The organism is Amycolatopsis stemonae, from assembly GCF_054781455.1.
The window spans coordinates 715884-737941 of the sequence record NZ_BAAGUJ010000002.1; the positions used below are offsets into that span (position 1 = coordinate 715884).

Sequence of the window (22058 nt, forward strand, 5' to 3'; positions counted from 1 at the left end):
GGATCATGACCTCGATCGAGCTGCTCGCCGACGCCCTCGCCGCCTACCGCTCCGGTGACCGCGACCAGGCCGCCGAACTCGCCCGCCGGTCCGGCTCGCCGCTCGCCGGGGAGCTGCGGATCCACCTGGCCGGGGACCGTTCGGGACCCGTGTACGACCAGCCGGAGGCGTTCACGGCGTTCATCCGCGGCGGCGGCAACGTCGAGCTCTACCGCCGGCTGAGCGAAGAGCTGGCCGCGCGCTACGACGCCGTCAAGCCGGAATCGCTGCTCGACCTGGGCTGCGGCGACGGCCTGGCGGTGGTGCCCGCGCTCGCGCAGGCCGCCCACACGCCCAGCCGGATCGACCTGGTCGAGCCGTCGGCCGCGCTGCTCGACGGCGTCCGCGAGCGCGTGCCGTCGGCCGGCTGCTGGCAGGCGACCGCGCAGGAGTTCCTCGCCCGCGACGACCTCGGCTGGGACTTCACGCAGTCGACGTTCGCGCTGCAGTCGATCGAGCCGGAGCAGCGCGCCGAGGTGCTGCGTGCCCTCCAGCCGCGCACCGGGACGCTGGTGCTCGCGGAGTTCGACGTCCCCGAGTTCACCGAAGGCTCGCCGGAGCACCTGCGCTCGTTCGTCGCGCGCTACGAGCGGGGCGTCGCCGAGTACGGCGCCGACGCGTCCCTGGTCGCGCAGGGTTTCCTGCTGCCGGTGCTGCTCGGGATCGTCTCCGGCCAGGAGCGGACGAACTGGGAACAGCCGGCCGAGGCCTGGGCCGAGCAGCTGAAGACGGCGGGCTTCACCGAGGTCGGCGTCGAACCGCTCGCCGACTACTGGTGGGCGCCCGCCGTCCTGGTCACAGCCTGCTGAGCGAGCCCGCCTCGACGTGCTGGGCGATCGGCCGCGGCAGCAGGTACGCCACCGCGCCGCCCGGCATCGCCTGCCACGGCGCCGTCACTCCGGTCAGCACCCGTACCGAGCGCTGGATGCGGTAGAGCCGCTTCTCGCGTTCGCGGTCGAACGCCAGCGACGTGTCGATGAACCGCGCGCCTTCGGCGTGCACCAGGTTGCCGGTCTCGTTGCCGAACCGCACGACCGTCGTGCCCGGCGTGAGCACGATCAGCCGCTTGCCGCGGTAGAAGTTCAACGGCGGTTCGCCGCGCATCGGCAGGATCGGCCAGTCGGTGGGCTGGTCGGACTCTTCGGCCGGCCGCGGCGGCAGCATCAGCAGCACGCCGAGGAGGTAGCGGGCGGCGTCGCCGAGCGAGCCGAACGCCACCGGCTCGTCGGCCGGGGGCCGCGAGACCTCCCAGCCGTTCTCCGCGCGGCGCAGCGTCCAGACGCCCTCGGCGGGCACCTCACCGGCGCCGATCTTGTAGGCCGCGGCCGGGACACCGTGCTCGTTGAGCCGCTGCTGCAGCAGCTCCAGGGACTCCGCACCGCGCAGGGTTCGCACCTGCTCGCCCCGGGCGACGCGGGTCAGCGTGCTCTCGTCCGGCAGGTCGGCGCTCGTCTGCGGCGGGCGCGGCTGGCCGAGGACCTCCGCTTCCGCGGTCGCGCGGACGAGCTCCCCGACGAACGGCGGCCGGAACCCGGCGGCGCGGATGTGCTCGACCAGCTCCGGCTCCGGCGGCACGCCGTACTTGCGCAGGTAGTGCGGCACGGCGGCGGGCCAGATCCAGGTGCCGTCGGTGTGGAACGCGTTCGGCACGTCCGGCTTCGCGCCCGGCGCGCCGAAGATGTCCGGCAGCGGTGCGGGCCGGTGCGCCGCGACCGGCGAGCGGAACAGGTAGTCGAGCACCCCGCGGACCTGGTCCGGCGGCACCGGCGGCCGGTTGACGACCGGGCGCTCGCCCTCGGCGTGCGAGTCGGCGGGCCGCGCGTGCCGGAACACGGTGTCGAGCGGCTGCCCGGCCTTGGCGGTGAGCCACGCCGGCAGGTGCTTCGGCGCCCGCGGGTAGGTCGCCAGCTCCAGCTCGTAGGCCGCGGTCGACGGGCGGCCGCCGTCGTTGGGCGGCACCCGCCAGTCCGGCTCGCGGTCGGCGTCGAAGTCGAAGTCGAACTGCGACGCCGAGTCGAGCGTGAACGTGCCCTGGAACCAGGTGCCGGCTTCGGCCTGGAACATCGCCGCGCGCAGCCGCGCGAAGAGCCCGCCGAGCCGCGGCACCGCGGGCAGCGAGACCGACACTGGGCCGTCTTCGTCGCCGACCGCGCGGACCTCGATCTCGGAGTAGTCGCCGACCTGCCGGAACTGCGCGCCGACGCGGACCCAGCCGCCGGGCACCGTGTGCAGCAGCGTCCGGCCGATGGCGCGCAGCAGCGCGTTCTGGTCGTCGGCGCCCGGCTGCGGCCGCGCCTCCGACGTCTCGGTGAAGTCCTGCCGCGCCTGCCACAGCGCGGTGACCTGCTTGGCGGGCACCGTGACCGAGAAGTCGGTCAGGCCCAGCTGGGCCGCGCGGGCGGCGTCGTCGCGGACCCAGCGCAGGGTCAGCTCCGGCCGGTCGCCCGGCGCGACCTCGAAGACCTCGTCGTCGAACTCGCAGAAGGTGCGCAGCGTGAACGTCGACGGCACTTCGCTCGCCGGCACGACCTTCGCCGGCCGGCCGTCGTGCTCCTTGTCGAAGCCTTCCGGCGGCTCTTCCTCCGGCAGTACCGACAGCAGCACGGTGCCGTCCGTGGTCGACCGTTGCGCGCGGAACGTCCCCTCGCCCCACGTCGCGTACAGGCCGTCCGGGCGGTCGGCCACCTCAACCCGGTAACGCACGTTCGTCCTCCCCGTCCCCAGTGACCCCAGAAAACTTAGTCGACCGGGTACCGAGCGAACCACCGGTCGTCGCCCGGCGCATCCGGGCCGAACTCGGCGATCGCGTCGTCCGCCAGGCCGACGATGACGTCGCGGAGCTCCAGCTGCTCCAGCCAGCTCTTCCGCAGGGCTTCTTCGCCGTACATCGCGCCGACGAGGTTGCCGCAGACCGAGCCGGTCGAGTCGCTGTCCCCGCTGTGGTTGACCGCCGCGAGCAACGCCGAGTCGGCGTCCGTGGTGGTCAGCGCGACGTACACGGACATCGACAGCGCGGTCTCGCCGACGTTGCCCTGCCCGAGCGTTTCGAGCTTCTCCGGCGTCGGCGGTCCTTGTTCCGCCAGCGCCAGGGCCGCGTCGAGCGCCGCGCTCTGCTCCTCGTGCCCCGGGTGCTTCACGAGCTCGTCGCGTGCCGCCGCGAGGGCGTCGAGCAGCGGCTTGCCGTGCAGCAGCCCGTGGACGAGCACCGCGAAGCAGCCCGACGACAAATACCCGCTCGGGTGACCGTGGGTCAGCGCCGCGCTCTCGGCACCGAGCCGGAACACCTCGGCGAGGTCGTCCGACCACAGCGCGACCGGCGCCGCGCGCATCACGCCGCCGCAGCCCTTCGAGTTGTTCACCGGGCGTTCGATGCTGCCCCGGACACCCGCCCGGCCGTACGCCTCGAGCTCGCCGAAGCAGGTCAGGCCCGGCGCGCGCCGGCTGAACAGGTCCTGGTGGGTGATCAGCCAGCCGTCCGGCGCCTCGACCGTCGACTGCGGCCCGCGCGCCCGGTCCCACGCGACGCCCTGCGTGTGCAGCCAGCGCTGGTAGGCCATCTGCAGTGAGTGGACGACGTCCGCGGCGCCCGTCCGCCGCCGTTGGGCGTGCGCCCGGATCAGCGCTTCGAGCGTGAAGAGCGTCATCTGCGTGTCGTCGGTGATCCGGCCGATGCCGCCGTACGCGGGGATGAAGTCGGTGATCCCGGCCGGCCCGGCGATCTCGCGGATCCGGTCGATGGAGTCGAACTCCGTCTTCGCGCCCAGCGCGTCGCCGATCGCCCCGGCCAGCAGGCTGCCCCGCAGCCGCGAACGCAGGCCCGGTCCCGCCGGCGCCGGGGTGAACCGGCCGCTCGGGTACCGGCGCTCCCAGCGCGCGTGCTCCGCGGTCTCCGTCTGGAGGCCGTTGCGGTTGAAGTACCAGAAGACGTCGCTGCCGACGTCGTCGAGCAGACCGAGGTCGGCCAGCCGCGCGGCCGACGGCAGGCCGGACACGCCGGCCCGGGCACCGACGAGGGCCCCGGCGAGCGCGCCCGCGACCGGGCCGGACCGCGCCGCGAGCCTGATCGCCGCTTCCGGGTCGTAGCCGCGCTTGGCCGCGGCGAACAGCGCGCGGCCGAGCACCGACCGCACGCTCCGGCCGTCGCCGAGGCTCTCCAGCTGCGTCACGTCGTCGGCGTCGCGGTCTTCGCGCAGCGCCAGCGTCGACTCCGCCAGGTCGCCGCCGATCTCCCGCAGCCGCAGGTGGACGGGCAGCGCGAACGCGTCGCGCGTGAGCAGGGCCTGGAAGAGCGCGATCAGCAGCTCGACGCCCTCGGTGACCTCCGCGCCGGCCGCGCTGCCGGTCAGCTCGCGGGCGACGTCCTTCGCGTACTGCTCGCCGTCGACGTCCGCCAGGGCGACCGCTCCGGCCGGCGTCGCGGCCAAGGCCGTGGCCAGCAACGCGGAGAACTCGGCGGGCGCGGGACCCGCGTGCCGGGTCGCGACGGCCAGCCAGCCGACCGGGTCCGGCTCGGGCAGGGTGGCCGGCACCTCGCCGGACGGCACCGGCGGCAGGCCGCGCAGCACGGCGTCGGTGTGGAAGAGCAGGTGCCGCGTCAGGCCGCCCATCGGCAGCGGGCCCGCCGGGTCGGCGCCGCCGCCGAGCGCGTCACCGATGGCGAAGCCGACGTACGCGCCGACGATCCGGTGCCACGCGAAGAGCCCGGCAGGCGTGCCGAAGGCGGAGAACTTGCCGAACGTCCACGGCACCGGCCGTGGCCGCGCGTCCTCGCCGACGTGCGCGACGAGACCGTTCGCGGCCAGGTCGGCAGGCCATTCCGGGTCCTGGCCGGCCCGGCGGCGGACACCGTTGCGGTACTGCCAGGCGAACCCGCGCAGGTACCGGAGGCAGTCCTCGGGCGACAGCTCGAAGTGGTAGTCGCGGGCGTGGTTGACCGCGTACCTGAGGTGCCGTTCGAGCAGGTCCGGCGGTTCGACGCCGAACTCCGCGACCAGCGCCGGCAGCGCCTCGGCGACCTCCGGCCCGGCTTCGGGCGCGGGGTGGTCCACCTTGGCGCGCGGCTCACCGGGCTCGACGCCGGCCAGCTCGGCCGCCGTGAGGCTGCGGGCCAGTCCGGTGCCGGGGTCGAGGGTCAGCCCGGTCGAGGGCCGGTCCGCCAGCAGCTCGCGAACCGCGACCCGCCACCGGTGCGGGTAGCGCCCGGGCACCTTCGCCGACGAGCTGTAGGCGATCACCTCGTGGCCGTTCGTGCCGGGCACCGGGCGCACCAGCGGCTCGCCGTCCGGCGTCGGGACCAGCACCTCGGTGTCCAGCAGGGCCCGGACGAACTCGGCCCGGCTGATCCAGTTCGCGCCCAGGTAACCCAGCAGCTTTTCGGCGTCGGTCGTGGGCACCGGGAAGCCGCGCCACACCGGGCCGGGCGTGTACTGCTCGTTGCCGCGGTGCGGGCCCGTCGGCTCGCCGAACAGCGTGTACTGCGTCCAGCCGCGGATGGCGCGAACCGGGATGCCGAGGTCGCGGCCCGCCTTCTCGTCGAACTCCGGGTCGACGTCGGGCCGCCATTCGACGAAGCCCTCGTCGCTTTCTGTCATGCTCCCCATCCTCGGGCTAATGCCGCGGGTACCGCTCGATCCACTGGTCGCCGAGCGCGCTCAGCGCGGAGTGCCGGTCGAAGTGCCAGTAGGCGTCCGAGGCGACGTTCTCCACCACGTAACGCAGCTCCAGCTGGTCGACCCACTTCTGCGGCAGCCCGGGGATCCCCGTGCGCGCGCCGAGCAGGGCACCGGCGATCGCGCCGGTGAGCGCGCTGCGGCCGGAGTGGTTGATGGCCCGAAGCAGCGCCTGTTCCGGGTAGTTCTCGAAGCCCGATAACGCGGCGAAGGCGCGTCCGAGGACCGAAAGCGTCGACTGGCCGTCCCCGATCAGCTCGGGCATCCGCAGGTCGGGCAGCCCGTGCTCGCCGAAGAACGGCACGGACTCGGCGACCATGTCCTTGATCGCCGTCCACTCCGGACCCTGCTGGTACTGGTTGTCCGGGTTGAGCACCTCGCGGCTGAGGTTCCAGATCGGGAAGCTGAACGCCTCCTTGGTCAGCGCGTGCTCGAACAGCCAGGTCAGGTAGGTCGCGGCGGAGAGGTCGGGCTCGGTCGGGTGCGTGACGCCGGCGAGGTCCCGCACGGCCTGGCGCGCGCCGCCGCTGAAGCCACTGCCGGGTCCGGCCATGGTCAGCGCGGCGGGCAACGCCGGGATCAGCGCGGCCGGGCCGGTCATCGGCGGCGCGCCCCCGGTCTCGGTGGCGAGCTGGTGGTAGGCGTTGAGCTCGGCGTCGTCGGCGTCGCGGCGGGCGTGCAGGTCCGCGACCTGCACGAGCCAGCCGTCCGCACTCTCCATCGGCGCGCCCTGCGTCCGCAGCCAGCGCTGCAGCGCCCCGCGGACGACGCTGGGGAAGAGCTGCTCGGCCTCCCGGGACTCCGGCTGCTCGCGGTGCGGGCTGCGGATCACGGCCTCGGTGTAGAACAGCAGCCGCTGCGTCAGCGAGCCGATCCGGCCCGGCTGGTCGAACGCCTGGATCAGGTCGGTGACGCCTTCGATGCCGAACTTCGCGTGGATGTCGTGCAACGGCATCTTGTCGACGGCCGCGCCGAGGGCCTCGCCGAGCGCGAAGCCGACGTACGCGCCCGTGACGCGCTGCCAGCCGTAGCGGAAGCCGTCGAGGTCGCGCTCGAAGTACTTGCCGAAGGTGTCGAGTCTCGGCACCGCGCGCCCGGCGTTGTCGTAGGTCGGGGCCAGGCCGTTCGCGCGCAGGTCGTTGGGCTTGCTGCGCGGCGGCTCCGGCATCTTCAGGCGCTTCAGCCACGACTCGCCGAGCACGGTCTTCGCGCACTCTTCGGCGGTCAACTCGAAGCCGCGCCGCCGGGCCTTCTCGGCGGCGGCGAGCGGCGGCTTGACCGGATCCGGCAGGCCCATCCGCGCCGCCGTGTCCGCGGCGACCCGGATCAGGTCCTCCTCGGCCTCGGGGCAGCGGCCGTGCACGTCGATCCGCGGCTCGTGGCGCGGGAAGCGCTGGACGATCTCGGCGAGTTCGCCGCTGGAGACGTCCTCGATCGTCGTCGGGCCGCCGTTGATCACCAGGTTCGGCGGGTGCTCGAACTCGGCGAGCGTGGCGACGTCGACCTTCCACCAGCCGTGCTCGCGCGAGGGCAGGTGCCGCGTCGAGCTGAACACCTTCAGCTCGTTGCGCTCCTCGGCGAAGTAGAACCGGTCGGTCTTGCCGGTCTCCAGGTCGAGCGGCACGAAGACCTCGCACCGGATCAGGCCGATGAGCAGCAGTTCGCGGGTCAGCCAGCCGACGCTGGCGAACGACAGCAGCGTCTCGACGGTGTTTTCCGGCTTCGGGTAGCCGCGGCGGATCGGCCCGGCCTTGTACTCGGGGTTCTCGCGCTCTTCGCCGGTCTGGTTGCCCTCGGCGTCGACCTTCACCCAGCCCGCGACGGCCTGCAGCGGCACGCCCAGCTCACCGAGCCCGGCCTTCACGTACTCGGGGTCGACGACCTCGCGCCAGTTCTCCTGGCCGGGGAACGCCACCGGCACCGACAGCCCGCCGGGGTGCGGGTGCGCCTGCCGCAGCTCGCCGTCCGGTTCGCGGACGACGACCGACGGCGGCGGGAAGATCTCCTTCTCCGGCCGGCCCTCGTCGAGGAACGCGATGGTGTTGTAGGGCACCGACCAGCCCTCGGGGATGCGCAGCACCTTCTCGGTGTCCACCCGGAGCCCGGCGGGACCGGAGACGTCCGGACCGTGCACCGCGCGCAGCCACTGACCGACCTTGGCAATCGCTTCCGCCGCTTCCACCTACTCGATCCTCTCCAGGCTTCCGTCGGACTCGTGCTCGGCGATCGTCTTCGGCAGCACGAAGGCCACCGCGCCACCCGGCAGGTTCGCCCACGGAACCGTGATGCCGGTGATCACGTGCAGCGGGCGTCTCAGCCGGTAGCTCCGCCGTTCCCGCTCGCGTTCCAGCGGCAGCGACGTCGTGGCGAACCGTACCTCCCCGTGGTGGACGAGGTTGCCGGGTTCCTCGCCGAAGCGCAGGACGACCGTACCCGCCACGAGCCGGGTGATGCGCTTGTTGCGGAGCAGGGTGAGGGGAGGCTCACCCGCGGCCGGGTGCACCGGCCAGTCGTCGAGCTCACGGGCGGTCTCGAGCGGGGTTTCGTGCCCGGCGGTCATCCGGGCGGGGTGCAGCAGCAGCGCCCCGAGGAGCTGCTGGGCGGCGTCTTCGAGCCGGTCGAAGTACTTCGGTTCGCGAGGCTCCCCGCCGGCGTACGCGGCGACCTCCCAGCCCTCGGTGGTGAAGTTGAGGCACCAGGTGCCGTCGGCCCGCTCGCCGACGCGGTACGCCTCCGGCCAGACGCCGTGCTCGCCGAGCCGCTGGACCAGGACGATCAGCAGTTCCTCGTCGCCGAGCTCCGGGTCCGGCGTGGTCTCCAGCTCGGCGACGAGGTCACCGCCGGTCTTCTTCACGTCGGAGCGGCCCGGCTTCGGCCGCGGCTTGCCCAGCAGGTCCGCTTCGGCGGTCCGCCGCACCAGCGGCTCGACGTACGGCGGCTGGAAGTGGTTGCGGCGGATGTGCGCGACGAGGTCCGGCTCCGGCGGGACGCCCTTTTCGGCCAGCAGGTCGGCCACCGACGAAGACCAGATCCAGGTGCCGTCGGTGTGGAAGCGCTCGTCGTCTTCTTCGTGGACGACGGCCTCGCGCTCGAGGTACTGCAGCACGAGCGGCGCTTCGGTGTCGGTCAGCGGCGGCCGCTCGACGTCCGGACCGCCGGGCTCGGCGTGCCGGAACACCACGCCGAGCGGCAGCTGGGCGCGGAGCCGCCACCAGTCGGGGATGTGTTCGTCGGCGCGCGGGAACGCGGCCAGCTCGTCCGGGTAGGCGGCCGACGGCGGCGCCGCCGTCCACACCGGATCGTCGTCGAGCGCGAAGTCGAAGTCGAAGGAGCCGTCCGGGTCGAGCGTGAACCGCGCCTGCAGCCAGGTGCCGCGCTCCTCGGCGTACATCCCCGTGCGCAGCTCGGCGAAGAGGTCCGCGATGTCGGCCGTCGTCGTAGCGTTGTGGCCCTCGATCTCGGTGTGCGCGCCCACTTGCCGGAAGTCGACGGCCGCGGGCCCGGCGGCGTCGGCCCGGTGCTCGCGGACGAGCTTCCCCAGCTGCACCAGCACGGTGCGCTGCTCTTCGGGCGAAAGTCGTTGTTCCACGTGAATCATCGCGCCAACGTCGAGGAATAGCCGAAGGTCGGCGGCTCACCGGCGTCGCGGCGGGCGAACTCGTCCTCCCACATCTTGAACGTGCGCCGGTACAGCGAGTCGATCAGCGCGCGCTCCTCCTTGGTGATCTTGCGGTTCTCCTCGGCCGCGGCGGCCCAGATCGCGTCGATCGTCTGGTAGAGCGCGAAGATCGGCCCGTCGCCGCGGAGGTAGTTCTTGCGCTCCTCCTCGGTCCGGCGCACGAACCGCTCGCGGTCGAGGCTCCGGATGTCCGGGCCGTGGTCGAACAGCACGTCCGTGACGTGCTCGTTGTCTTCGTCGAACCGGCCGGTCCGCCAGTTGAGGATCCGGCCGGTGAGCCCGCCGTCGGGCGTGCTGTCGACCACGAACGCGTGGTTGAAGTACTCGAAGTAGGACGGCGTCTGGACCATCTAGAGACTCCCCTGCAGCGCGTCCCAGAACAGCTCTCGTTCGCGCTTGATCAGCCCGTCGATCAGGGCCTGTTCCTCCGCGGTGTACGGCCGGTCTTCGGCCTTCCGGAGCGCCTTGAGGTCGCGCCGCACCTCGTACAGCGAATGTTCGTACGCCGAGACGTCGTCCAGCGCCTTCAGGTGCAGGCGCAGTTCGGCGACGTGCCCGTCGATGCGCACGCTCATCTGCAGGTCGCGGTAGCCCGCCGGCGCGGGGTGCGCGAACCGGTCGTCGAAGTCGACGATCTCCAGGCCGGGGTGGTTCGCGATCCGCGCCAAGGCGGCGTAGGCGTCCTGCACCCGTTCGAACTGGATCATCGCGCCCGCGAGGTCGACCAGCCTCGACGCGTCGCCGTCGTAGTTGGTGTTGATCTTGTCCATCGCCCGGCCCTCGGACTTCGGCCCGGGCCGGAACCCGGCGTGGCCGCCGGTCTCCTCCGCCAGCGGCGGCAGGATCTCCTTCAGCTTCCGGTCGACCCGAGCGGCTTCCTCGTAGCGCTCGGCGAGGTACTCCCGCGTGTACGTCTCGTCCCCGAGCTTGCCCAGGTCGAACGGCGCCTGCTGCCGATGCTGCTGGGGGTGTCCCTCGGCCTGGTCGACCACCTCGCTCGACGTCTCCGCCTGCTCGGGCGTGAGCGGCGTCGGCTCGGCGTCCGGGCCCACCGGGGCGGCGTCCGGGTCCGGGTGGTGCACCTCGTGCACGGCGTCGGCGAGGATCGGGAGGGCCTCGTCGTGCAGCAGCAGGTTGGCCATCGTCTCCGGCTTGCGCAGCAGCGAGCGCGTCAGGAACTCGTTGGCCGGGTCGCGGAGCAGGTCGACGAACTCCGGGTGCTCCGCCAAGCGCGTCCGGACGAACTCGCCGATCGGCCCGAGGTTCTGCGAGTTCCCCTCGTGGTCCTTGACGACGAAGTCCTTCGTGGCGCCGTCGAGGGCTTCGGCGACGCGCGGCTCGGCGAGGAGCTCGTCGAGCCGCGACTGCGGGGCGCTGCCGTACCCGCCGTGTTCCGTCGTCTCGGCGTGCCCGGCCGGGACGTGGACCTCGTCCGGCGTGCCGACGTGCATCAGCTTGATGCCCTTCGGCGGCTGCGGCAGGTGCATGAGGTCGCCGGACTGCGGGTCGATGAACGCGACGCCGTCGCGGGTGTGCACGACCATCGCGACGTGCCCGTACTCGACGCCGTTCGGGCCTTCGTACTTCACCGCGACCACGGCGTGGTGGTCGAGCGGCCGGTCCCGCATCTCGCGGATGACGTCGTCGTAGCTGCCGCGCTCGGAGAACGTCTCGCCGAACCGGCCCTCGAGGTGCTCGAGCGTGCCGCGCGTGCCCATCTCGTGGAAGAGGACGGGCTCGGCCGTCATGTCCCCGCCGCGAAGGCGGTCCATGTACGCCTCGGGCGCGCGGGTGCAGTTGGACATGTACCCGTTTTCGAGGGCGCCCGGCTGGTGGAAACCCGGGTTGACCTCGCGCAGGTGCGGGTGGCGGTCCTGGACGTAGGCCGCGCGCTCGCTCGGCGTCGTCCCGTCGGCGTGGATGGCCGGTTCGGACGGCGGGTTCGTCGACCGCGCCAGCCGTGAGTAGTCCGGCCCCGGCTCGGGGACGGGCAGGGGCTCGGCCGGACCGTCGGCGACGTCGTGGACCGCCGGGTGCTCGGGTGGCGGTGCCACGTGCTCCGGCTCGCCGAAGCCGCCGAGGCGTTCCATCAGGGAGGCCTGCCGGCGCCGTTCGAACTCGGCCGCGTTGTGGTCGTTCTCGGCGCGCCGTTCGGCCATCTTCTGCCGCGCGGCCTCGGGGTCGAGGTGACGCGGGTGGCCAGGACCGATCTCCTCGGCCTCGATGACCCACTTCCGGCGGCCCTCGGGCGTGATCTCGAGACGTCGCTCGTGCACCAGGAGCTGCGTCCCGGGCGGCGACAGCGATTCGCGCTCGGACGGGTTCTCGGCGAGCTTCGAGATGTCACGGAGGTTGTCCGAACGGACGTGCAGCTCGACGTCGTCGCCGAACTTGCTGGTCGAGAACTCGCCGGTCTTGATGGACGCGCTCGAGAAGGACGGCTCGACGACCACGTCACCCGGGTTGTAGGGCCCGGCGACGAGCTCGGCCAGCCGCGGGTCACCGCCGACGTCGAACGCCCGGACGGACTCACCGGACGTGCGCGGGACCTGGTTGAGGCCGTCGGTGATGGCGCGGGCGTTCGCCTGCGCGAGGTCGAAGCCGGGGTGCCCGGGGCCGCGGCGCAGGGCCTCGTTGACGTCGTAGGCGTACTCGCCGCGCGTGTAGCCGTGCACCGCGACGGCGGCTTCGTCGGTCAGAGGCAGGCCGGCGGCGTCGCGGCGGGCGAGCGCGCGGTCGTGGATGTCCTGGTAGATGCGCTCGTCGCCGACCGCGCGGCGGATGCTCTCGTGGTCGGCCGGCGTCCCGCGGTGGCCGTCGTCGAAGAGGTAACCCTCGTCGTGCGGCAGCCGTTCGGGCGCGGGGTTGAGCCGATCGGCGATCGCCGGCGGCTCGTGGTGGCCGAGCGGCAGCTCGCGGATCCCGGTGGCGTCGTGCGGCAGCTCGGCGAGCCGCCCGGTGACGGGATCGGCGAACAACACCCCGTGCTCGGTGTGCACGACGGCGACGAGCGACTCGCCCCCGGCGTGCTCGAAGGCCACGGCGGCCCGCGAGCCGACGGGACGTTCCCCGAGGTCGCGCGCGACGTCGTCGAAGCTCCCCCGGCTGGTCCACGCTCCCTTGAGACTCTCGCCCCGAGCAGGCCCGGCGACGACGTCCTCACCGTTCATCCGCCGGTCGAAGGCGGTCATCGCCTCGGCGGCGTTGGTCCGGAAGCCGTGCTCGCCGGGGCCGTAGTGGTTGCGGGTGTTGACGGCGCCGAGCTCGGGAACGGCGTCGCGGACCAGGCGGGCGTGCTGCTGCGGCGTCTCGACGGACCCGGCGTGCAGCACGGGCGTCCCACCCGGCGTCAACGGCTCGGCGAGCTGCGCCCAGCCACCCTCGGGCGCACGAGTCGCCGGCGCCCGCCGCTCGGGCGGTGGCGGCGCGTCCTCGTCCCCGCCGAGCAGCTTGAAGAGGTCGTTCTTGGGTTTGAGCTCGGGGTGTTCGGCGTAGAACTGCTCGAGCTCGGCATCGGCCTCACGCTGGAACCGGTCCTCGTCGGCCCGCTCCTGAGCCCGGCGCTCGTCGATCGCGTGCCGCGCATCGGCGTCCCCGAGGTGCCGCGGATCCCCGGCCACAACTTCCTCGGCGTGCAGGATCCATTGCGGCTCGCCCCGCTTGTGGTTCGGGTGGTCGGGGTGTCCAGGCCCCTTCTCGACCCCGGTGATCTCGAACTGCGACCCGGCCTTGAAGAGGACCTCGCGCTCGTTCCCGATGCTGGCCATGGACTCGACGTCCCGGCCGGTCTGGGACTGGATCCGCATCTCGACTTCGCCGGGGAAGTTGCTCCGCGGATGCTCGGCGTCGACCTTCGAAGAGCTGAGGAAGGACGGCTCGGTGACGTGCGTGCCCGGCTCGAACCTGGCGAGGAAGGCCTGAAGGCGCGCAGGATCCCCCTGGAAGTCGACCCGCCGGGAGACGGTCCCGACGTGCGGCGGCAGCTCGTTCAGCCCGGAGACGAGCGCCCCGGCCTGCGGCGCGAGATCAAGGAGTTCAGGCCCCCCGAGCCGAAGAGCGCGGTTGAGCGGCCCGACCATCTCGTACCGGGTGTAGGCGTGAACGGCGAAGGCGCCATCGTCGGACATGCCGGGGTGGAACTCGTCCCGCTTGGCGAGGGCCTCCCGGCGAACCTGCTCGTGGCGCCACTCACCGGACTCCGGACTCTGGCGCCCGGAGTCCATGAAGGTGTCCTCGACCCGCCGAACCCCAGCGGGGTCCTCGGTGTGGAACCGAGGATCGGTGAGGTAGGGCTCATCAGGTCCGACGTCGGCCTGCCCGTACTCCTCGTGGTGCTCGCCTTGGTGCTCGTGGTCCGGCGCCCGCTCTTCCGGGTGCTCGGCGTGCTGGTCATGATCCGGCGTCTGCTCGGTCTGGCGCTGGTGACCTGGCGTCTGCTCGGCGGGCTGCCTTGCCAGCTCGGCCTGGTGCTCCGCCGGGACATGTTCGGCAGGCGCGTGCTGCTCAGCAGGTCGATCCGCCGGCGGCTCCTGCGCGGCAGGCCGCTCCCGTACAGGCGCTTCCTCGGCCGGGCGCTCGCTCCCGTGCACCTGCTCATCCGAAGGCACTTCCCGCCCAGGCGCGGCCGCACCCTGCTGGTCCGCAGGAACCTCTTCGTGCGTCCGCTCACCGGCGGTCGTCGCCCGTTCGGGCGCGCCGGGCTCTTCACCGGGTCGCCGCTGCGCCGGCGCGTGCTCGCCCGGCCGCGGCTGGTCGAAGGGATTCTGCGGACCCCGAGGCAGATGTTCCTGCGGCGGCCCAAACCGCGGCGGCGGAACCTGCGGCGACCCCAGCCGCGGATCGTGCGGCGGCATCGGCGGACGCCCAGGCGGCGGAGGCATCGGCGGCCGCCCACCAGGCCCCTGAGGTCCACGCGGCTGACTCGGATAACTCGCCGGCCGCTGCCCCCCGGACATCGGCGCCTGCCCCGGCCCACCAGCCGGACGCTGCGGCGGCACCCACCGAGGATCCTGCGGATGCAACCCACCGTGCGGGGGCTGCCCCCCGTGCGGATGAGGCCCACTCTGCGGGTGCTGCCCACTTTGCGGCGGCTGCCCACCCTGCGGCGGCTGCCCACCTTGCGGGTGCTGACCGCCCTGCTGGTGCGGCCCACTCTGCGGGACCTGCCCGCCTTGCGGCGGCTGCCCACCTTGCGGCGGCTGCCCACCTTGCGGGTGCTGACCGCCCTGCTGGTGCGGCCCACTCTGCGGGACCTGCCCGCCTTGCGGCGGCTGCCCACCCGGCAGAGGCTGACTTCCCGGCGGTCGCTGTCCCTCATGCGGGATGTGCCCACCCACCTGAGGCTGACCGCCGTGCGGCGGCTGCCCACCGTGCTGGGGATAGCCACCCAGCGGCGGCTGCCCGCCTTGCGGGATCTGCCCACCCTGCTGCAGATGTCCGCCCTGCGGCTGCCCGCCCTGATGCGGGTAGCCGCCCTGCGGTTGCCCGCCGTGCGGCATTGGCCCGCCCTGTGGTTGCCCGCCGTGCGGCATTGGCCCGCCCTGTGGTTGCCCGCCGTGCGGCATTGGCCCGCCCTGTGGTTGCCCGCCGTGCGGCATTGGCCCGCCCTGCGGCTGGCCACCCCACGGCTGCTGCCCTTGGCCATGCGGTTGTCCGGCATGCGGTGGCTGCTGTGGGTAACCACCGGGCGCAGCCTCGCCGCGCGGCGAAGGCCCGCCGTGCTGCGGCTGCCCGCCATGCGCAGGCAAACCGCCCTGCGGCTGCTGAGCGTGCGGCGGTTGCCCGGCTGCCTGACCGCGCTGCCCACCCTGATGCGGGTAACCACGGTGCTGTGGCGGCTGCCCACCCTGGGGCGGCCGCCCGCTCGGCGGCATCCGACGCGGGTCCTGCGGTGGCTGGCCGCCGCGGGGAGGCATTGGCTGCTGGGGCGACGGGCCGCCCGCTCGCGGGGCCGGGCCGCCGCCGTTCGGCATTCCGGCTGCTGGGGGTGAGAATCCGCCGGCTGGTGGGGGCGTGGGCTGGCCGCCTTGGAACGGTGCCGCACCCGCGTCGGCCGCGAGGGGCTGGTTCGTGCCGCCAGTGAAGCCCGCCGCTCCGACGTTGTCCTGGGGGCGGCCGCCCGTCAGGCGTCCTGGTTCCTGGCCGAATCCTGGTGGGGCCATGCCGTAGCCGCCGCTTGACGAGCCGCTCGGCGAGTTGTGCGACGGTGCGCCCGAAGAACTCGGCAAGCCGTTTCCGCTCGACGCTGCTGGCCCGCCCGATGAGCTTGGCAGTCCGCCTCCCGAGGCAGGCGCGCCGCCGCCCATCGACGGTGCTGCCGGTTGGCTCGGTGCCGGGGCCTGGGACTGCTGCTGAGGTGCCTGGCTGTCCGCAGTCCTCGGCTCGGCCTGTTGCTGGGGGGCCGGGTTGTCGGCCGCGGCTCTGACCTCGGGCTGGTGGGGCGCCGCCGGGCTTTCGGCCTGCTGGACGTGGTCGGAACTCGGCCGTGGGGCGTCCGACTCCTCCGCGGCTTGCCGAGGCTCGACGGGCTGACGTTCCGGGCCCTGACCCGACCCGCTGTCCGAAGCTGACTGGGACGACGCCTCATGCCGCTGGGGCTCCTCGCCGCGCGACTCCGGCTCAGCCCGCGACTCGGGCTCACTTCGCGACTGAGGCTCCGACGAAGATTCGGGCTCTGACGACGAGCGCGGCTCCGGCGAGGACTCGGGCTCCGACGACGAGGGCGGCTCCGGCGAAGATTCGGGCTCCGACGCCGAGCGCGGCTCCGGCGAGGACTCGGGCTCCGACGCCGAGCGCGGCTCCGACGAAGTCTCAGGCTCCGACGACGAGCCCGGCTCCCCACCGCGAGCCTCCCCCGAACCCCCAGCCCCGCCAGGCTCCCGAGGAATGTTCGCCTCGTGAATCGAGTGCATCTGCTCCTTGGCGCCCCCGACAGCCCCACCAACAGCCCCGCTAGACGCCCCGGTCAGCAGCTGCTCCGGCGTCAAAGACCCCAAATCCCCGGTGACAGCCGCCTGCCCGACTGTCTGAGCAACCCCCTCCACAGCCCCGCGAGCCCCGGCCCGGAGAGCCGCGTCCGCGACCTGACCACCGGCCGAATGCGAAAGCCCCTCCGTCGCACCCCGGCCGATCGATCCCGAAGCCGCACCGACGACCCCGCCGACCGCGCCCGAAACCGCCGCGTCCGACGTCTTCGACCAGTCCCAGCTCTGGCGATCGCCCTTCGCCATCTGGAGGCCCTGGATTCCGGCGTCCATCCCCAGGTTGATGGCCTCGTTCTTGAGGACCTCCATGCCGATCTTCTTGAGGCCCTGCTTGAGCAGCTTCTCCAGCAGCTCCTTCGCGACCTGCTTGAACCCCTGCTGCGCGAGCTTCTCGAGCAGCTGCCGGAACAGCATCTGCACGGTCATGCGCGTCGCGACCTGGGCGGGGGCGATGCCTGCCGTCGAGCCGCCGAACGTCACCGCTGCCGCGGCGATCATCGCCGCGATCTGGGCCGCCAGCACGATCAGCGAGATGATGATCATGTACTTCGTGTACTCGACGTCCAATGCCGTCTGGTCGCACGAATCCCCGAGCGCCTTCGTCGCGTCGGCCAGCTGCTTGAAGTACGCCTCGTCGCCGTCGACGAACTTCTTCCACTGCTCGACGAACGCGTCCGCGCCGTCGCCGGTCCAGTTGTCGCGGATGCCGGACGCCGCCTGGTTACCCGCCTCGGACGCCGGGGCGATCGCCGAAGACGCCGTGTGCCAGGCGTCCCTCAGCAGGCGCAGCTTGGTCTCGTCGCCTTCCGGCCAGCTTTCCCCGACGACGATCGGCAGCAGCCACTTGACCGCGTCGGGCATCTCCATACCCACGGGTCACTGCCCCTTGCCGAGCTGCGAGCTCACGTCCTGGTCGGCGCCCGACAGCGCCTTCATCGACTGGGCGACGTTCTGCTGCATGCCCCGCAACCCCTGCACGAGGTTGGTGAAGCCTTCGACGGCGCCCTGCGAGCCGGGCACGTAGTCCTTGGCGAACTCCTTGCCGGAGTCGTCGTCACCCCAGCACGCGCCCTGCGCGTCGAGGGCGCCCTGCAACGTCTTCAGCGCGCTCTCCAGCCCGTCCGCCGCCGTGGTCAGGCCGTTCGACGCGCGCAGGACCGCGTCGGGTTCCGCGGTGAAGCCCGAGCCCCCTCCGGGCATCAGTCGCCCCTCGTCATCCAGGACGACGGGGGCTCTTCGTCCTCGTCACGCGGCGGGCGGACGCGCTTCGGCGCCGGCTTGGGTGCGGGCATCGGCGGCGGGACGGACTCGTTGCGCAGGATCGGGCCGCCCTCTTCGAAGGACGGGGGCCGCGGCGCCGGCTCCTCCTCCTCGGCGAACTCCGGGATCTGCGGCACCAGCCCGGCCAGCGACGGCGCGCCCTCGACGAGGTCCGCGAGGTCGGGCAGGCCTTCGGTGATCGGCGCCATCAGGTCCGCGATCTTCTGCTTGACCTGCAGCGATCCCTGACGCACCAGCGTCTGGACGGTGTTCGCGAGCTGCGCGGGCGTCGTGCGCTCGAACGCGTTCGGCGCGAACTCGAGCTTCGCGAGGGTGCCGCCGGCGTCGATGGTGGCGCGGACCAGCCCGTCGGGGGACTGGACCTGAGCCGTGGTTTCGGCGGCCGCGGCCTGGGCGTCACGCAGCTGGGCGGTCTGCCGCTCGAAGTTCTCCAGAAGGGTGTCCATCTGGTCCTTCATCGCGGCATTGCGTGCTTCGAGCCGTGCACGGTCGTCGCCCGCGGTGGTCACAGGTGCCCCCGGTGTCCCTCGAACCTACTAATGACTTGCCGTCACCCTAATGCCAATGGAGCAGCGCCCGTGACCAGTTCGTGGTTTTCGTTCAACGAGTCGTGCGGCGCCGCGCCAGGACGTACCCGGCGCCGCCGACCAGGTAGCAGACGGTTGCCGCGATCAGCAGGCCCGGCGCGCGGCCGTCGTCCGGCACGACCAGCGCACCGAGTGAGACCGCCGCGACCTGCGTGATGTTGAAGAGCGTGTCGTACAGGGCGAAGACCCTGCCGCGGGCTTCGTCGGCGACGTCGAGCTGGATCGACGAGTCGACGCAGAGCTTGAGCACCTGGCCGGCGCCGGTGATGACGAACGACGCGACCAGCGCCAGCGGCAGCACCATCGGCAGGCCCAGCGCGGCCTGCGCGATCGCCGCGAGCAGCAGCGACCCGAGGACCGCGCGCAGCCGGCCGAACTTCCGGATCAGCCGGGCGGTCAGCAGCCCGGCCAGCAGCAGGCCGGCCCCGGCGAGCGCCGCCATCTGGCCGAGCCCGGGCAGCCCGGCGCGGAAGATGCCGTGGTCGGTGAAGTAGTTCCGCATCAGCAGCACGGTGACCAGCAGCGACACCGCGAAGGACGCCCGGTGCGCGAACAGCGCGAGGAACCCGGCCGTGACGCTCGGCGCGCGCCACGCGTGCTTCGCGCCGTCAGCCAGCCCTCGCGCGACGGCCAGCACGGGGTTCGGCGGCTCGTCGACCACCGTCGGCCCGAGCACTCCCCGCGCGAAGCCGCGGGCGATGAACGCCGAGACGAGGGTGCCGAGCACCGCGAACGCCGTGGTCTCGGCCGAGCCGAGGTCGTTGCTGCCGAAGAGCGCGCGCAGGCCGATCGCGCAGCCGCCGCCGATCACGGCGACCACCGAGCCGAGCGTCGTGGCGAACGCGTTCGCCGTCACCACGCTTTCCGCGCGCACGACGTGCGGCAGGGACGCCGAAAGCCCGGAGCCGATGAAGCGGGAGATGCCTTCCGCCGCCAGGGCCAGCGAAAACAGGCCGAGCCCGCCGAACCCGAGCCCGACGGCGGCGGACGCCAGGACGATCGCCAGGCCGCGCAGGAGGTTCGCGAAGATGAGGACTTTCCGCCGGTCCCAGCGGTCGAGCAGGGCACCGGCGAACGGGCCGACGACCGAGTACGGCAGCAGGAGCGCGGCGAACCCGCCGGCGATGGCCAGCGGGTCGGCGGCGCGCTCGGGGTTGAACAGCACGGCACCGGCGAGTCCGGCGCGGAAGACGCCGTCACCCCAGCTGGCGGCGAAGCGGGTGAAGAGCAGACGTCGGAAGTCCGGGTCCTTGAGCAGCTCCCGGGGGCCTTTTCGCGTCGCCACACCGGCGCTGATCGTCACGAAGACAGAGTAATGGGTGGCCGGCGCACTAAGGTCGCCTCTCGGCGGCTATGCGCAGTGTGGCTCCAGCCGGACGGTATTCCACAAAGGCGGTTCTTCAGTGAGCCCGGGGGACACGGAGTGCGCCGACCAGTGTTTCAAACGAGGCGGGTGGGGCGATTGTTCCCGAGCCGAAGTAATTCGCCGGGTCGGGAGTGGGATCATGGGTCGCGTGCCAGCGGACGCCGAGGTTGAACCGGGAACGCTCCTGGTCGCCGCCCCCACGATGGTCGACCCCAACTTCCGGCGGACCGTGGTGTTCGTCATCGACCACCGCGGCGAGGGCACGCTCGGCGTGGTCCTGAACCGGCCGAGCGAGGTCGCCGTGCACGACGTGCTGCCGAACTGGGGCGGGCACGTCGCCGAGCCGCAGTCGGTGTTCGTGGGCGGGCCGGTCGAGAAGAAGACCGCGCTGTGCCTGGCCGCGCTGCGCACCGGCGAGACGGCGGCGAGCGTGCCGGGCGTGATCGCCGTCCGCGGGCCCGTCGCGCTGGTCGACCTGGACACCGATCCCGAGGTCCTCGTGCCGAAGGTCCGCGGCGTGCGCGTCTTCGCCGGCTACGCGGGCTGGGACTCGGGGCAGCTGGCGGGCGAGATCGAGCGGGACGACTGGGTCATCGTGCCCGCGCTGCCGAGCGACATCCTGGCCTCGCCGAAGGGCGACCTGTGGAGCCAGGTGCTGCGCCGCCAGGGCATCCCGCTGGCGCTGCTGGCCACCCACCCGGGCGACCTGCAGCGGAACTAGGCCTCTTCCTTCTGGAAGACGCCGCAGCCGCCGGCACCGCACGCGCACCCGCTGCACCCGGCGGGCGCCGCGGCCGGCGCGGGCACGGTCAGCGCGGCCCGGTTGCCGAGCACGCCCCCGCCCATGACCAGCACGAGCATCGCGAGCACGCCCGCGAACGCGGCGGCGATCAGGCCCCCGGTCGTCGGCATGGCCAGCCCGGCCAGCCCGGCCAGCACGGAGATCGCGCCCCCGGCCATGGTCGGCAGGGCCGCGACGCGGTTGGCCAGCTTGAACGCCTCTTCGCTGCGCAACGCCGCCTGCGTGCGCACCCCGGTGCCGCCCTCGCGCGTCAAGCGCTCGCGGAACCCGAGGAACCCACCAAAGCCGACGAGCAGACCCAGCACGACCGGAACCAGCGCGATAGCGAACACGGACCAAGGATAAGCGTGACGTCCCGGCAACCTGCCGGATACCCTGACCGACTGTGCTACAGGCCATGTCACCACGCGTACTTCCCACTGTGCTGGCCCTTGGTCTGATCGGGGGAATTCTCGCCGCGACGCCGGCGAGCGCCACCGAGAGTCACCAGCGGCCCGTCCGGTTGCTCGGCGAGCAGATCGTCCCGAACTCCCTGCTCTTCCAGGGCACGGTCGTCGGCGGCCTGTCCAGCATCGACTACGACCCGCGGACCGGCGGCTACGCGCTGATCTGCGACGACCGGTCGGCCATCAACCCCGCCCGCTTCTACACCGCGACCTTCCCGGTGTCCGCGAAGGGCGTCGGCCCGGTCACGTTCACGGGCACGAAGCCGCTGCTGCGCCCGGACGGCACGCCGTACCCGCCGCTCACGCAGAACGACCCCGCGAAGCCGCAGAACGAGCAGACGATCGACCCCGAAGAGCTGCGGGTCGACCCGTGGACCGGCGACTACTACTGGTCGCAGGAGGGCGAGCGCACCGCCACGACGTTGATCGACCCGTCGATCCGGGAGGCGCGCCGCGACGGGAAATACGTCCGCGACCTGCCGATCCCCGCGAACGAGAAGATGACGCCGACGGCCGGGCCGCGGCAGAACCTCGTGCTCGAGGGCATCACCTTCACCGGCTACGGCTCGCTGCTGGCCAGCGAGGTCGAGGGCCCGCTGCTGCAGGACGGCCCGGAGTCGACCCGCACGACCGGCGGCGTCTCGCGGATCACACTGCAGTCGCGGTTCGGCCCGGTCCTGGCGCAGTACGCGTACCCGCAGGAGCCGATTTTCGCGTCACCGGTGCCCGCCGGCGCGTTCGCGACCACCGGCGTCTCGTCGATGCTGGCCGTCGACCAGGCCGACCCGACGAAGTTCCTGATGATGGAGCGCTCGTTCGTGACCGGCGTCGGCAACAAGGTCCGCGTCTACGAGATCGACACGAAGGGCGCCACGAACGTCCTGAACGTGAAATCCCTGGCCGGCGCCAAGAACGTGAAGCCGGTGAAGAAGCGCCTGCTCTTCGACGCCGCCGACCTCGGCCTGTCCACTGTGGACAACCTGGAGGGGATGACCTGGGGCCCGAAGCTGCCGGGCGGCGAGCGCAGCTTGATCATCGTCAGCGACAACAACTTCTCGGCCACGCAGGTCACGCAGTTCGCCGCAGTGGCGGTCCCCTCGGAACGGCTTTGACCAGCAAGTTACGATGAACGTATGAACACGGCTCGGCTGCTCCTTAGCCTGCCGCGCTGACCGGGTCCGGCCCGGCCGGCGCGGCGACCCCTCA

At 72.6% G+C, this 22058-nt stretch carries 14 protein-coding genes and 1 pseudogene; 4 read left to right on the top strand and 11 right to left on the bottom strand.

Features of this window, described 5'->3' with window-relative positions:
- The first annotated feature begins 5 nt into the window (after positions 1-5).
- Entirely contained in the window at positions 6-848 is an 843-nt protein-coding gene (locus ACYVLJ_RS09645; protein WP_460438372.1) for a class I SAM-dependent methyltransferase, read from the top strand.
- Here the strand turns inward: ACYVLJ_RS09645 and ACYVLJ_RS09650 are convergent.
- From ACYVLJ_RS09650 to ACYVLJ_RS09675, 6 genes are read right to left on the bottom strand one after another with little or no spacing between them, the layout of a single operon-like run.
- A complete protein-coding gene (locus ACYVLJ_RS09650) occupies positions 835-2742 on the bottom strand; it encodes a TNT domain-containing protein (protein ID WP_460438373.1) in 1908 nt (635 codons plus the stop codon). The genes ACYVLJ_RS09645 and ACYVLJ_RS09650 overlap by 14 nt on opposite strands.
- Positions 2743-2777: 35 nt before the next feature.
- Positions 2778-5630 (bottom strand): ADP-ribosylglycohydrolase family protein, encoded by a 2853-nt coding sequence (locus tag ACYVLJ_RS09655; protein ID WP_460438374.1) that lies wholly within the window; start codon positions 5628-5630, stop codon positions 2778-2780.
- A gap of 16 nt (positions 5631-5646) precedes the next feature.
- A complete protein-coding gene (locus ACYVLJ_RS09660) occupies positions 5647-7890 on the bottom strand; it encodes an ADP-ribosylglycohydrolase family protein (RefSeq protein WP_451970725.1) in 2244 nt (747 codons plus the stop codon).
- On the bottom strand, positions 7891-9306 hold the full coding sequence (locus ACYVLJ_RS09665; protein ID WP_460438375.1) for a TNT domain-containing protein: 1416 nt from the start codon (positions 9304-9306) through the stop codon (positions 7891-7893). It abuts the gene before it with no gap.
- Positions 9303-9737 (bottom strand): hypothetical protein, encoded by a 435-nt coding sequence (locus ACYVLJ_RS09670; RefSeq protein WP_460438376.1) that lies wholly within the window; start codon positions 9735-9737, stop codon positions 9303-9305. The genes ACYVLJ_RS09665 and ACYVLJ_RS09670 overlap by 4 nt, the downstream gene beginning before the upstream one ends.
- Entirely contained in the window at positions 9738-13976 is a 4239-nt protein-coding gene (locus ACYVLJ_RS09675; RefSeq protein ID WP_460438628.1) for a toxin glutamine deamidase domain-containing protein, read from the bottom strand.
- A 462-nt stretch (positions 13977-14438) separates the two neighbouring features.
- Between ACYVLJ_RS09675 and ACYVLJ_RS09680 the strand changes: the two genes are divergently transcribed.
- The gene (locus ACYVLJ_RS09680) at positions 14439-15377 is read left to right on the top strand and encodes a hypothetical protein (protein ID WP_460438643.1); all 939 of its coding nucleotides are present in this window, start codon (positions 14439-14441) and stop codon (positions 15375-15377) included.
- A 1428-nt stretch (positions 15378-16805) separates the two neighbouring features.
- Here ACYVLJ_RS09680 and ACYVLJ_RS09685 read toward each other — a convergent pair.
- From ACYVLJ_RS09685 to ACYVLJ_RS09700, 4 genes and pseudogenes are all read right to left on the bottom strand, one after another.
- Positions 16806-17237 (bottom strand): annotated as a pseudogene (locus ACYVLJ_RS09685) (WXG100 family type VII secretion target); the annotation flags it as partial.
- Between the two features lie 9 nt (positions 17238-17246).
- Positions 17247-17570 carry a WXG100 family type VII secretion target gene (locus ACYVLJ_RS09690; RefSeq protein WP_451970716.1) on the bottom strand — a complete coding sequence of 108 codons (324 nt, stop codon included), beginning with the start codon at positions 17568-17570 and terminating at the stop codon, positions 17247-17249.
- Positions 17570-18109, bottom strand: coding sequence for a YbaB/EbfC family nucleoid-associated protein (locus ACYVLJ_RS09695; RefSeq protein WP_460438377.1), 540 nt, complete (start codon positions 18107-18109; stop codon positions 17570-17572). Before ACYVLJ_RS09695 ends, ACYVLJ_RS09690 begins: the two co-directional genes overlap by 1 nt.
- Before the next feature lie 142 nt (positions 18110-18251).
- Positions 18252-19541, bottom strand: coding sequence for an MFS transporter (locus ACYVLJ_RS09700; RefSeq protein ID WP_451970710.1), 1290 nt, complete (start codon positions 19539-19541; stop codon positions 18252-18254).
- A 202-nt stretch (positions 19542-19743) separates the two neighbouring features.
- Here ACYVLJ_RS09700 and ACYVLJ_RS09705 point away from each other — a divergent pair, with 202 nt between their 5' ends.
- Complete coding sequence (locus ACYVLJ_RS09705) at positions 19744-20325, top strand: YqgE/AlgH family protein (RefSeq protein WP_451970707.1); 582 nt, start codon at positions 19744-19746, stop codon at positions 20323-20325.
- Here the strand turns inward: ACYVLJ_RS09705 and ACYVLJ_RS09710 are convergent.
- Entirely contained in the window at positions 20322-20738 is a 417-nt protein-coding gene (locus tag ACYVLJ_RS09710; RefSeq protein WP_451970704.1) for an SdpI family protein, read from the bottom strand. The genes ACYVLJ_RS09705 and ACYVLJ_RS09710 overlap by 4 nt on opposite strands.
- 65 nt (positions 20739-20803) lie before the next feature.
- Here ACYVLJ_RS09710 and ACYVLJ_RS09715 point away from each other — a divergent pair, with 65 nt between their 5' ends.
- Entirely contained in the window at positions 20804-21964 is a 1161-nt protein-coding gene (locus tag ACYVLJ_RS09715; protein WP_460438378.1) for an esterase-like activity of phytase family protein, read from the top strand.
- Positions 21965-22058 lie beyond the last annotated feature (94 nt).